At 68.3% G+C, this 12,138-nt stretch carries 10 protein-coding genes; all 10 read left to right on the top strand.

The window, feature by feature from the left end; genetic code table 11:
* Window positions 1-5 precede the first annotated feature (5 nt).
* The 10 genes from narH (at window position 6) to AAFN86_RS23375 (ending at window position 12,136) form a co-directional block, all read left to right on the top strand.
* On the top strand, window positions 6-1,565 hold the full coding sequence (gene narH / locus AAFN86_RS23420) for a nitrate reductase subunit beta (protein WP_347545982.1): 1,560 nt from the start codon (window positions 6-8) through the stop codon (window positions 1,563-1,565).
* Entirely contained in the window at window positions 1,562-2,269 is a 708-nt protein-coding gene (narJ, locus tag AAFN86_RS23415) for a nitrate reductase molybdenum cofactor assembly chaperone (protein ID WP_347545981.1), read from the top strand. Before narH ends, narJ begins: the two co-directional genes overlap by 4 nt.
* A 12-nt stretch (window positions 2,270-2,281) precedes the next feature.
* Window positions 2,282-3,037, top strand: a complete 756-nt coding sequence (gene narI / locus AAFN86_RS23410) for a respiratory nitrate reductase subunit gamma (protein ID WP_347545980.1) — start codon at window positions 2,282-2,284, stop codon at window positions 3,035-3,037.
* A 5-nt stretch (window positions 3,038-3,042) separates the two neighbouring features.
* The gene (locus tag AAFN86_RS23405) at window positions 3,043-3,873 is read left to right on the top strand and encodes a peptidylprolyl isomerase (RefSeq protein WP_347545979.1); all 831 of its coding nucleotides are present in this window, start codon (window positions 3,043-3,045) and stop codon (window positions 3,871-3,873) included.
* Window positions 3,874-4,237: 364 nt separating this feature from the next.
* On the top strand, window positions 4,238-5,866 hold the full coding sequence (locus AAFN86_RS23400) for a TIGR04028 family ABC transporter substrate-binding protein (protein ID WP_347545978.1): 1,629 nt from the start codon (window positions 4,238-4,240) through the stop codon (window positions 5,864-5,866).
* Between the two features lie 187 nt (window positions 5,867-6,053).
* On the top strand, window positions 6,054-7,688 hold the full coding sequence (locus tag AAFN86_RS23395) for a TIGR04028 family ABC transporter substrate-binding protein (RefSeq protein WP_347545977.1): 1,635 nt from the start codon (window positions 6,054-6,056) through the stop codon (window positions 7,686-7,688).
* Window positions 7,685-8,626, top strand: coding sequence for an ABC transporter permease (locus tag AAFN86_RS23390; RefSeq protein WP_347545976.1), 942 nt, complete (start codon window positions 7,685-7,687; stop codon window positions 8,624-8,626). Before AAFN86_RS23395 ends, AAFN86_RS23390 begins: the two co-directional genes overlap by 4 nt.
* Window positions 8,623-9,453, top strand: a complete 831-nt coding sequence (locus AAFN86_RS23385; protein WP_347545975.1) for an ABC transporter permease — start codon at window positions 8,623-8,625, stop codon at window positions 9,451-9,453. The genes AAFN86_RS23390 and AAFN86_RS23385 overlap by 4 nt, the downstream gene beginning before the upstream one ends.
* 2 nt (window positions 9,454-9,455) lie before the next feature.
* Window positions 9,456-11,120 (top strand): ABC transporter ATP-binding protein, encoded by a 1,665-nt coding sequence (locus AAFN86_RS23380; RefSeq protein ID WP_347545974.1) that lies wholly within the window; start codon window positions 9,456-9,458, stop codon window positions 11,118-11,120.
* Complete coding sequence (locus tag AAFN86_RS23375; RefSeq protein WP_347545972.1) at window positions 11,117-12,136, top strand: putative FMN-dependent luciferase-like monooxygenase; 1,020 nt, start codon at window positions 11,117-11,119, stop codon at window positions 12,134-12,136. The genes AAFN86_RS23380 and AAFN86_RS23375 overlap by 4 nt, the downstream gene beginning before the upstream one ends.
* Window positions 12,137-12,138: the final 2 nt, after the last annotated feature.

Here is a 12,138-nt window from a genome sequence, read left to right as displayed (position 1 = left end):
CGGCCATGAAGATCCGCGCTCAGATCGCGATGGTGCTGAACCTCGACAAGTGCATCGGCTGCCACACCTGCTCCGTGACCTGCAAGCAGGTGTGGACCAGCCGCGAGGGCGTCGAATACGCCTGGTTCAACAATGTGGAGACCAAGCCCGGCATCGGTTACCCGAAGGACTGGGAGAACCAGGAGAAGTGGAAGGGCGGCTGGACGCGCAAGCGCAACGGCAAGATTCAGCCCAAGATCGGCGGCAAGTGGCGGATCCTGGCGAACATCTTCGCCAATCCGAACCTGCCGGAGATCGACGACTACTACGAGCCCTTCACCTTCGACTACACGCACCTGCAGACTGCGCCGGAATCGCAGGCGATGCCGGTGGCGCGCCCCGTCTCGCTGATCACCGGCGAGCGGATGGAGATCAAGTGGGGGCCGAACTGGGAGGAGATCCTGGGCACGGAGTTCCGCAAGCGGTCCAAGGACCGCAACTTCGAAGGCATCCAGAAGCAGATCTACGGGCAGTTCGAGAACACCTTCATGTTCTACCTGCCGCGCCTGTGCGAGCACTGCCTCAACCCGGCCTGCGTCGCGTCCTGCCCCTCCGGTTCGATCTACAAGAGGGAGGAGGACGGCATCGTCCTGATCGATCAGGAGAAGTGCCGCGGCTGGCGCATGTGCGTCTCCGCCTGCCCCTACAAGAAAATTTACTACAACTGGCAGTCCGGAAAGGCCGAGAAGTGCATCTTCTGCTACCCGCGCATCGAGGCGGGCGAGCCGACGGTGTGCTCCGAGACCTGCGTTGGGCGCATCCGCTACCTCGGCGTGCTGCTGTATGATGCCGACCGCATCGAGGAAGCGGCGTCGGTCGAGAACGACCAGCAGCTCTACCGCAGCCAGCTCGACATCTTCTGCGATCCCAATGATCCCAAGGTGATCGAGCAGGCGCGCGCGGATGGCATCCCCGAGGCTTGGCTCGATGCCGCGAAGAAGAGTCCCGCCTACAAGATGTGCATCGACTGGCAGATCGCCTTCCCGCTTCACCCCGAATACCGCACCCTGCCGATGGTCTGGTACGTGCCGCCGCTGTCGCCGGTGCAGTCGGCCGTCGAGGCCGGCCATGTCGGCTGGAAGGACGGCCTGCCTGACATCTCCTCGCTGCGCATCCCGGTGAAGTACCTCGCCAACCTGCTAACGGCGGGGGCCGAGACGCCGGTCGTGCTCGCGCTCCAGCGGATGATGGCGATGCGCATGCACATGCGCGCGCGCACCGTTGAGAACCGCGAGGATCTCGAGATCCTGCAGAAGGTCGGCCTGACTCAGGCCCAGGTGGACGACATGTACCAGACGCTGGCGATCGCGAATTACGAGGACCGCTACGTCATCCCGACCACTCACCGCGAATACGCCGAGAACGCCTTCGACCTGAAGTCGTCCTGCGGCTTCTCCTTCGGACAGGGCTGCTACGACGGCCGCACGGTAGGCAACCTGTTCAGCGCCGCGGGCCCATCGGCCGGGCGCATGGCGCCGCCGCGCATCCGCGAGGCGGAAGACGCGAAGAAGGAGGCCGCGAAATGAACAAGCGCCTCGCCATCCTCTCGACCCTGTTGCGCTATCCGGACGAGGCGCTGCGCGCCGACCTGCCGGACATCGCCGAGGCGATCGCATCCGCGGACTTTGCAGCGCGCGACCGCCGCGCCTTGGAACGCTTGGTACGGCGCCTTGCAGCGGGCGATCCGCTCGACCGACAGGAGGATTTCGTACGCCTGTTCGACCGGGGCCGCTCGACCAGCCTGCATCTGTTCGAACATGTGCATGGCGACACGCGCAATCGTGGTCCCGCCATGGTGGAACTCGTCGCGATCTACGACGCGAATGGCTTCGCCATGACGGGCAACGAACTGCCGGACTACCTGCCGCTCATCCTGGAATTCTGCGCCATGGCGCCGCCGGATACGGCAGCGAACCTGCTGTCCCAGGCCGGGCCGCTGTTGCAGCAGATCCACGCCAAGCTGGTCTCTCGTGGCCTGCCGTCGTCGCGCGGCTATGCGGCGGTGCTCGCCGGCGTGCTGGCGGAAGTCTCACTTGCGCCGACCAGCCTTCCCACCGCGGCGAACGACCAGGCCGATGAGGACGACCTCGCCGCGATCGATGCCGCCTATGAGGATGAGCCAGTGGTCTTCGGGCCGGAATCGGACCCCGACCAGGCCGGCGCGCGCGCCAAGGTCGCCGCCATGATCCAGCGCCTGCGCTCGGTGCGCCAGGCCGCCGCCAAGCATTGAAGGAAAGCCGCGATGTCCGCCCTCTGGCATGCCTTCACCGACCAGCTGCATGGCTTCCTGTTCGGCATCTATCCCTACATCTGCGCCGGCATCTTCCTTGTCGGCAGCCTGATCCGCTTCGACCGCGACCAGTACACGTGGCGGTCCGGCTCATCGCAGATGCTGCGCACCCGTCAGTTTCGGCTCGGGTCGAACCTGTTTCACCTCGGCATCCTGTTCATCTTCTTCGGTCACCTGGTCGGGCTTCTGACGCCGCATGCGCTGTATGAGCATTTCATCACGGCGCGCGAGAAGCAGATGCTGGCGGTGATCGCCGGCGGTGTCGCCGGTGCGCTGTGCTTCATCGGCCTGACGATGCTGTTGCATCGCCGGCTGTTCGATGAGCGCATCCGCCGCACCTCCACCACCATCGACATCGCGATCCTGGCGCTGTTGTGGGTCCAGCTCACCCTTGGCCTGACCACGCTGCCCTTCTCGATCGCGCACAGCGATGGCGGCACCATGCTGCAACTCTCCGCCTGGGCGCAGCACATCGTCACCTTCCGGGCCGGGGCGGCCGACTACGTGCGCGGCACCGACCTCGTGTTCCAGATGCATATGGTGCTGGGCATGACGCTGTTCCTGCTCACGCCCTTCTCGCGGCTGGTGCACATCTTCTCCGCGCCGGTCTGGTACCTCGGGCGGAACTGGCAGATCGTCCGCCGGCGTGGCGGTGCGACCGCGCGGCCCGGCCCGGTTGCCGCGCCGCATGCCGGCCCGGCGGAGTAGCCGCCATGGCCGTGCATTTCCATCCGCCGCCCGAACGCCCCGCCGAGCCCCAGCGGCCGGGACCCGACCTGCCGGAACAGGACATCATCGTGGACTGCACCACCATCACGGCGCGCGAGATCGCCGCCGAGATGCAGCACCACCCCGCCGACAACGCCGAGGCAGCCTGGAAGGCAGCGGCCCTGGCCCTGGTCGTCCAGCGCCTGCTGGAGGATGCGTTGGCGGCGCGTGGCCTCGACCCGGCGGATGAATCGTCGCTGGACGCGATGCTGGCCGCGGAGGTGCAGGTTCCGCCGGTCGGCGATGCGGCCGCGCGCCGTTGGTATGCGGCCCATCCCGACCGCTTCGGCGCGCCGGATCTGTGGGAAGCGAGCCATATCCTGATCGCCGCCGATCCAGAGGATGACGAGGCCCGCGCCACCGCGCGCGGCGCGGCCGAGGATATCCTTGGCCGGCTGCAGGCCGATGCGACGCTGTTCGCCGCCCTGGCGCGTCAGCATTCGGATTGCCCTTCGCGCGAAGAAGGCGGCCATCTCGGCCAGGTGGCGCGCGGCAGCACCGTGCCGGAGTTCGAGGCGGCGCTCGCCGCGCTCGAACCCGGGCAGCTCTGCGCGACCGTCGTGGCCTCGCGCTACGGGATGCACGTCGTGACATTGCATGCCCATGCGCCGGCACGGCTGCCGCCGTTCGAGGCGGTCGCCGAACGCGTCGCCGCCGATCTGCGTGCGCAATCCTGGCATGAGGGGGTACGACAATTCATTGCCGTGCTGGCCGCCCATGCGCGGATCGAGGGCTTCACCTTCGAAGGTGCGGCATCCGGTCCCCTGGTGCAGTAACGAGGTGCAGCGGCGGCAGGAGACGCCGGATTGGACGCCCCGGCAGGCCGGCACGCCCGTCCTGCGGGACGGGCATGGGTCGAGCCGCAATGTGCCAAGCCGGGGCAGCCGCATCAGGCTGACGAGCGCCGTCATCGGTGCGGGTGGCAAGCCGGTGGAGGCACCTCCCTGCGCGGCTGAACGCAGGACCGCTCAATCGCCGAGCAGCCGCTGCACAAAAATCTTCCAAATTTGGCCGTGGCTGGAACCTGAGGCTCGGCTCGGCAGCACCTGCCACAGATGAAGTCATCTCGCAGTTGCGAGATGAATTCCCGTGACCGTAGTGTGACCGCTCCGAACCCGGCCCATGGGCCCAGGAGCCGTCATGCTGACCACCCGCCGCCACCTCCTCGCCGCCCCCGCGTTGCTGGCCACGATCGGCGCGCGCGATGCCCTGGCGCAGGCCGCGCCGGTGCGCGGCGGCACGTTGATCTATCTGGAGCAGCAGACCTACGCGAACCTCTACCCGCCTGCCGCGGGCCATTACCCGGCTGGCGGCGTGATCAACCAGATCACCGACAAGCTGACCTACCAGAACCCCCGCACGCTCGAGATCGAGCCCTGGATCGCCGAAAGCTGGACGATCAACGCCGATGCGACGGAATACGTCTTTAAGCTGCGCCCGCGCGTCACCTTCTCCGACGGGACGCCGCTGGATGCCGCGGCGGTGGCGAAGAACTACGACACCTACGGCCTCGGCAATCGGGAACTGCGCCATTCCGTGTCGGAGGTGATCACCAACTACGAACGCTCCGAGGTGATCGACCCGCTGACCGTGCGCTTCGTCTTCCGCGCGCCATCGCCCGGCTTCCTGCAGGGCACATCGGTGATCGGCTCGGGCCTCGTCTCGCTGCGCACCCTCGCCCTGCCCTTCGACCAGATGGGCGATGCGACGAAGATCATCGGCTCCGGTCCCTTCACCGTGGCGCGCCAGGTGCTGGGCCGCGAACTCGTGCTCAATGCGCGGGCCGACTACGCCTGGGGCCCGGCGAGGCTGCCGCACCAGGGGCGTGCGCTGCTCGATACCATCCGGATCATCGTCAATGGGGAGGACAGCGTGCGCGTCGGCGCCCTCCTCTCCGGCCAGGCGCAGCTCGCCCGCCAGGTGCCGGCCTTCGACGAGAACCGCATCCAGGCGCGCGGCTTCCAAGTCTTTGCGCCGCCGACGCGCGGGGTGAACAACTCGCTCACCTTCCGCCCCGACAATCCGCTGGTCGCCGATCTCGACGTGCGCCGTGCCCTGCTGCACGGGACCAATGCGCAGCAGGTGGTCGAAACGCTGTTCTCGCCGAACTATGCCGTCGCCACCTCGATCATCGCCGCCTCGGCGCAGGGCTACGTGAACCTCGCGGACCGGCTGACTTTCGACCCGCAGCTCGCCGCGCGGCTGCTCGATGGCGCGGGCTGGACGATGGGGCCGCAGGGCGTGCGCCAGAAGGATGGCCGTGACCTCGCGCTGGCCGCCTATGAAAGCCCGAACTACGCGCGCAGCAAGGACACGATGCAGCTGGTCGCGCAGCAATGGGCGCGGCTCGGCGTGCGCTTCTCCGTCATGGCCGGTGATCTCGGCAGCCGCACCGTGGACAGTCTCGATCCGGCGAAGACGCCGGTATCGCCCGCCATGGTCGGGCGCGCCGATCCGGATGTGATCCGCAGCAACTTCTACCCGACGACGCGCAACATGCTGCTGCAGATGGGTGGCGTCAGCCGCCGCGTGCAGAGCTTCAGCGATCCCGCGCTGAACGCACTGCTCGACGGCATCGCCTCGGAACCGGAGCAGGCGAAGCGCCTGGCGCTGGTGGGCGACGTGCAGCGGTACATCGTCGACAAGGCCTATGTGGTTCCGTTGTTCGAGGAACCGCAGGTCTTCGCCGGATCGCCCCGCCTGCGCGGCATGGATTTCGAGGCGGTGGGCCGTCCGGCCTTCTATGCCGCCTGGCTCGCCGCGCGGTGAGCACCGCCCGGGCCGCTTCCTCCGATAGCCGCAAAAATGGGCAAGGAAATTCCAATCTGCCCACGATTCGGAGGAAGTCCGTCTGTTTTCGTATTTTTGCCGAGTAAATTATCATCTCGCAGTTGCGAGACGAAACCCGCCTTGCCTAGTCTCACGGCCGGTCCCGGTCCCTGACAAGGAGCCTTCGATGCGCACCACCCGACGCCACCTCCTCGCCGCCCCCGCCATCCTGCCTGTCCTGGCCATGGGTGGGCGGGAGGCCTGTGCGCAAGGGACGCCGGTGCGCGGCGGCACGCTGATCTACCTGGAGCAGCAGACCTACACGAACCTGTATCCGCCCGCCGGCGGCTTCTATCCGAACAGCGGCGTGCTCAATCAGATCACCGACAAGCTGACCTACCAGAACCCCCGTACGCTCGAGATCGAGCCCTGGATCGCGGAAAGCTGGACGGTCAATGCGAATGCCACGGAATACGTCTTCAAGCTGCGCCCGGGCGTCACCTTCTCGGACGGCACGCCGGTCGATGCCGCGGCGGTGGCGAAGAACTACGACATCTATGGCCTGGGCGACCGCGCGCTGCGGCACCCGGTCTCCGAGGTCATCACCAACTACGAACGCAGCGAAGTCGTCGATCCGTTGACGGTGCGCTTCATCTTCCGCGCGCCCTCGCCGGGCTTCCTGCAGGGCACATCGGTGATCGGCGGCGGCCTTGTCTCGCTGCGCACCCTCGCTCTACCCTTCGATCAACTGGGCGATGCGACGAAGATCATAGGCTCCGGCCCCTTCACCGTCGCTCGGCAAGTGTTGGGGCGCGAACTCGTGTTGAATGTCCGCCCGGACTACGCCTGGGGCCCGGCGAAGCATCCGCACCAGGGCCGTGCGCTGCTGGATTCGATCCGCATCATCGTCACCGGCGAGGACAGCGTACGCATCGGCGGACTGCTCGCCGGCCAGGCGCATGTGATCCGCCAGGTGCAGGCCTATGACGAAGGGCGCGTGTCGTCGCGCGGCTTCCAGATCTTCGCGCCTTCGACCCGCGGGGTGAACAATTCCATCGCCTTCCGCCCGGACAATCCGCTGGTCGCCGACATTCGCGTGCGCCGCGCGCTGCTGCACGCCACCAATGCGCAGCAGGTCGTCGATACACTGTTCTCGCCGAACTATCCGAAGGCGACATCGGTGATCGCTTCCACCGCGCAGGGCTATGTGAACCTGTCGGACCGGCTGACCTACGACCCCGCGCTGGCGGCGCGCCTGCTGGATGAAGCGGGCTGGACGCCTGGGCCGAACGGCATCCGCCAGAAGGACGGCGTGGCGCTGATCCTCACCGCCTATGAATCCCCGCCCCAACCGCGCAACAAGGACACGCTTCAATTGGTCGCCCAGCAATGGGAACGCGTGGGCGTGCGGTTGAACGTGCTGGCGGGGGATCTTGGATCGCGCACCGTGGACAGCCTGGATCCGGCCAAGACGCCGGTCGCGCCCGCCATGGTGGGCCGCGCCGATCCCGACGTGATCCGCAGCAACTACTACCCCACCACGCGCAACGTGCTCCTGCAGATGGGCGGCGTCAGCAACCGCGTGCAATCCTTCCGCGATGAGGAGCTGAACGCCATCCTCGAAGCCATTGCCGCCGAGACTGACCCGGCGAAGCGGCTGGCGCTGACCGGCGACGTGCAGCGCTACATCATCGAGAAGGCCTATGTGATCCCGCTGTTCGAGGAACCGCAGGTCTTCGCTGCCGCACCGCGCGTGCATGGCTTCGGCTTCGAAGCGGTCGGCCGGCCGAGCTTCTACGGCACCTGGCTCGCCGCGCGATGACCCGGCATCTGGCGCAACGCTTCGGCCAGGCGCTGCTGGTGCTGCTCGCGGCCTTCACGGTCGCCTTCGTGCTGCTGCAGGCGCTGCCGGGCGATGCGGTGCTGATCAAGTTCCTCGGTTCCGAGATGGGGCTGACCGCCGACCAGATCGCCGAGCTGCGCATCGCCTATGGCGCGGATGCGCCGATGTGGGAGCAGTACCTGCATACGCTCGGCAATTTCCTGCGCGGGGAGTTCGGCACTTCGATCCGCGCCGGCGTGCCGGTCTCCGCACTGCTGATCGAGAACGTGCCCTCCACACTGCTGCTCGCCGCACTCGCCTTCGTGGCGGCCTCGCTGCTGGCGACGCTGCTGGCGGTGCTGAGCCAGCTCGGCGTCGGCTGGGCGCGCGTCTTCGCGCGATCGATGCCGTCCTTCTTCGTGGCGGTGCCGGTGTTCTGGCTCGGCATCATGCTGATCCAGGTCTTCTCCTTCCAGCTTGGCCTGGTCTCGGTGATCGCGCCGGAACCGTGGGAGGAACTGATCCTGCCGGTGGCCACGCTCGCCGTGCCGATCTCCGCGCCGCTGGCGCAGGTGCTGATCCGCAACATGGACCAGGTGTTCGGCGAACCCTTCGTCGCCGTGGCCCGGGCCAAGGGTGCGACGCATAGCTGGGTGCTGTGGCGCCATGTCGCGCGCAACGCCCTGCCGCCGACGCTGACCATGGCCGGCGTGCTGTTCGGCGAATTGCTCGGCGGCGCGGTGGTGACCGAGACGGTGTTCGGCCTGTCCGGCCTCGGTGGCCTCACACAGCAGGCGGTGGCCAACCAGGATGTCGCGGTGCTGCAGGCGATCGTCGTGCTGTCCGCCGCGGCCTTCGTGACCATTAGCCTGACGGTGGATCTGCTGCTGCCGCTGCTCGACCCGCGCCTCGCGCTTCGCCCCGCGAGCGCGACATGAGCGGCGCGACACTGACTGCCGCGCGTGCGCTGCGGCTGCCGCCGCCGGGGCTGCTGTTGGCCTGGGCGGTGATCGTCCTGCTGCTCGCCTGGGCTGCCGTACCGGGCCTGTTCGCCTGGCAGCACCCGTTGCAGGGCGTGTCCGGCCGCCAGCTCGAACCACCGAGCGTCGAGCATTGGCTCGGCACGGACGGGCTTGGCCGCGACATGCTGGCGCGGGTGGTCTATGGCGCGCGGCAGTCGCTGGTCGGCGCCTTCCTCGCGGTCAGCGTCGGGCTGACCTTCGGCACCGCACTTGGCCTGCTCGCCGGCGCGCGCGGGGGCATCCTGGATGCGGCGGTGATGCGGCTGGTGGATACGCTGCTCGCCATCCCCTCGCTGCTGCTGTCGCTATCGGTGATCATCCTGCTCGGCTTCGGGTCCATCAACGCGGCGATCGCGGTCGGCTTCGTCTCGGTCGCGCATTTCGCCCGGTTGTCGCGCGCCGAGGTGCTGCGCGTACGGCGCTCGGAATATGTGGAGGCCGCCTTCGGCAGCGGCGGGCGCTTCCTCGCCGTGCTCTGGCGGCATGTGTTGCCGAACGCGATGACCTCGGTGCTCGCACTCGCCGCCTTGCAGTTCGGCTCGGCGATCCTCGCACTCGCGACGCTCGGCTTCCTCGGCTATGGCGCGCCGCCGCCGACGCCGGAATGGGGGCTGCTGATCGCCGAGGGTCGCGACTTCCTCGCCACCGCCTGGTGGCTGACGGCCGCGCCCGGCGTGGTCGTCGTCATCGCTGTGCTGGCCACGGAACGCATCAGCCGCAGCCTGGGGGCGCGCCGGACATGAACATGGACCTCGCCGCGCGCCTCGCACCCGCGACGACGCTCGCCGCCAGCGGCAAGCTACTGGCGGTGGAGGATCTCGCCATCCGATACGTCAGCGGCGGCACGTCGCGCCGCGTGGTGGACCGCGTCTCCTTCACCGTCGCCCCGGGCGAGGTGTTGGCGCTAGTTGGTGAATCCGGTTCCGGCAAGACCACCACGGCGCAGGCGGTGCTCGGCCTGCTGCCGGCGAACGGTTCCATCGAGCGCGGCTCCATCCGCCTCGATGGCACCGACATCGCGCATTGGCCGGAAAAGAAGCTCTCCGCCCTGCGCGGGGCGCGCATCAGCCTGATCCCGCAGGACCCCACCACCTCGCTGAACCCGGTGCGCACGGTGGGCGCGCAGATCGCCGAGATCCTGCAGATCCATGGCGAGCGCGACCGTGCCAAGATCCGCGCCCGCGTGCTGGAACTACTGACGCGCGTCGGCCTGGAACCGGCCGAAATGCGCGCGCAGCAATACCCGCATCAGCTGTCGGGCGGCATGCGGCAGCGCGTGCTGATCGCCATCGCCGTCGCGCTGCGCCCGGGGCTGATCGTCGCGGATGAACCGACCAGCGCGCTGGATGTGACGGTGCAACGCCGCATCCTCGACCTGCTGGACGAGTTGCGGAGGGAGGACGGCACCGCCGTGCTGCTGGTCACCCACGACCTCGGCGTGGCCGCCGACCGCGCCGACCGAGTGGTGGTGCTGCGCCAGGGCGAGGTGCAGGAGGCCGGGCCGGTGCGCCAGGTGCTCGCCGCGCCGCGCAGCGATTATGCGCGGCAGTTGCTGGCCGATGCGCCGTCGCTCGCCACGCCGCGCGCGCGCCCGTTGGTGCCGGTCAGCGCGGGCGTCATGCTGAAGGTGGAGGGCCTGCTGCAGGCCTACCCGGTCGCCGGCGAACGCGGCCGCCTGTTCAACGCGGTGGACGATGTCGGCTTCGAGGTTCGCGCAGGCACGACCCATGCGCTGGTCGGTGAATCCGGCTCCGGCAAGACCACCACGGCGCGCTGCATCGCCGGCTTCCTGCGCCCCACCGCCGGGCGCGTCGAGGTCGGCGGCACCGATGTCGCCCAGTTGTCGGGCGAAGCGCTGCGCCAGTTCCGCCGCAAGGTGCAGCTGGTGTTCCAGAACCCCTTCGCCTCGCTAGACCCGCGCCAGACCATCGGCGAGATCGTCGAGGAACCGCTGTGGAACTTCGAATCCATCGGCCGCGCTGAACGGGAAAGCCGCGTGCGCGCCATGATCGAGCGCGTCGGCCTGCCCGACGGCGTGCTGACGCGCCCGCCCGCGGCACTATCGGGCGGCCAGCGTCAGCGCGTGGCCATTGCACGCGCGCTGGTGCTGAAGCCGCGCGTGGTGGTGCTGGATGAGGCGGTCTCCGCACTCGACGTCACCGTCCAGGCGCGTATCCTTGAATTGCTGGACGAGTTGCAGCGGGAACTCGGCCTCACCTATGTCTTCGTCTCCCACGATCTTGCCGTGGTGCGGCTGATCGCCGACACCGTCTCGGTGATGCGCAGCGGCAAGGTGGTGGAATCCGGGCCTGTGGAAACAGTGTTCCACAGCCCCGCCAACGCGTATACGCGCGACCTGATCGCGGCCATTCCGGGCGGCGCAGGCGGACCAGGAAAGGCAGCACCATGAAGCTCGGCTTCTTCACCCGGGTTCTTGATGAGGGCAGCGCCGCGGAACGCTACCGCTGCGCCGTCGCGCAGATCCGGCATGCGGAGGCGCAGGGCTTCGACAGCGCCTGGGTCGCCCAGCACCATTTCCATGAATTCGAGGGCGGGCTGCCGTCCCCGCTGGTGCTGCTGGCACAGGTCGCGGCACTGACGTCGCGCATCCGCCTTGGCACCGGCATCGTCACCCTGCCGATGGAAATGCCGATCCGCGTCGCCGAGGATGCGACGGTGCTGGACCTGATCTCCGGCGGGCGGGTGGAACTCGGCGTCGGGTCGGGCGGCAATCCCGAAGCCTTCGCCGCCTTCGGACTGCAGGATGCCGACCGGCGGACGGTCTTTGCCGAAAAGCTCGACCAACTGCTCGGCGCGCTGCGTGGTGAGGCGCTGAAGGGCGGCGACCACGTCTATCCGGCGCAGCCGGCGCTGCTCGACCGGATGTGGTACGCAACCTTCTCGGTCGATGGCGCGCGCGCGGCCGGCAAGCTCGGCATGGGGCTGCTACTGTCGCGCACCCAGCCGCGGCCCAAGGAGGCCCCGGACGCGACGCTGGCGGATATCCAGGATCCGATGGTCGATGCCTATCTCGAAGCACTGCCGGCGGGTGTGGCACCGCGAATCCTGGCGTCGCGTTCGGTCTTCGCCGCCGACCGGCGCGATGAGGCGATGCGCTTCGCCGAGATCGGCCTGCAGCGCTACCACAAGCGGCTGGTCTCGCTCGGCCGCGTGCCCGATGCGCCGCGTGAGACGGAGGAGGTCATCCGCCGCCAGGACGTGCATATCGGCACGGTGGAGCAGGTGATCGAATCGCTGCGCGCGGATCGTGTGATGGATCGCGCGACGGAACTCGCGGTGCAGGTGCATTCGGTTGATCCGCCGCATCCCTTCGTGCTGCGTTCTATCGAACTGGTGGCGGAAGGCGTGGCCCCCGCCTTCGGCTGGCAGCGCAAGCCGGCTGAACCCACGCTGCGCGTCGCCTGAAT

It is taken from the genome of Roseomonas sp. CAU 1739 (assembly GCF_039839775.1).
Lineage (GTDB): Bacteria > Pseudomonadota > Alphaproteobacteria > Acetobacterales > Acetobacteraceae > Neoroseomonas.
This window is presented reverse-complemented; position numbering and strand designations above follow the sequence as displayed.

Coding starts and splice junctions, on each gene's coding strand:
- AAFN86_RS23385 (WP_347545975.1), top strand. CDS start 8,623: ATGAGCGGCGCGACACTGACTGCCGCGCGTGCGCTGCGGCTGCCGCCG.
- narH (WP_347545982.1), top strand. CDS start 6: ATGAAGATCCGCGCTCAGATCGCGATGGTGCTGAACCTCGACAAGTGC.
- AAFN86_RS23395 (WP_347545977.1), top strand. CDS start 6,054: ATGCGCACCACCCGACGCCACCTCCTCGCCGCCCCCGCCATCCTGCCT.
- narJ (WP_347545981.1), top strand. CDS start 1,562: ATGAACAAGCGCCTCGCCATCCTCTCGACCCTGTTGCGCTATCCGGAC.
- AAFN86_RS23380 (WP_347545974.1), top strand. CDS start 9,456: ATGGACCTCGCCGCGCGCCTCGCACCCGCGACGACGCTCGCCGCCAGC.
- AAFN86_RS23400 (WP_347545978.1), top strand. CDS start 4,238: ATGCTGACCACCCGCCGCCACCTCCTCGCCGCCCCCGCGTTGCTGGCC.
- AAFN86_RS23390 (WP_347545976.1), top strand. CDS start 7,685: ATGACCCGGCATCTGGCGCAACGCTTCGGCCAGGCGCTGCTGGTGCTG.
- AAFN86_RS23375 (WP_347545972.1), top strand. CDS start 11,117: ATGAAGCTCGGCTTCTTCACCCGGGTTCTTGATGAGGGCAGCGCCGCG.
- narI (WP_347545980.1), top strand. CDS start 2,282: ATGTCCGCCCTCTGGCATGCCTTCACCGACCAGCTGCATGGCTTCCTG.
- AAFN86_RS23405 (WP_347545979.1), top strand. CDS start 3,043: ATGGCCGTGCATTTCCATCCGCCGCCCGAACGCCCCGCCGAGCCCCAG.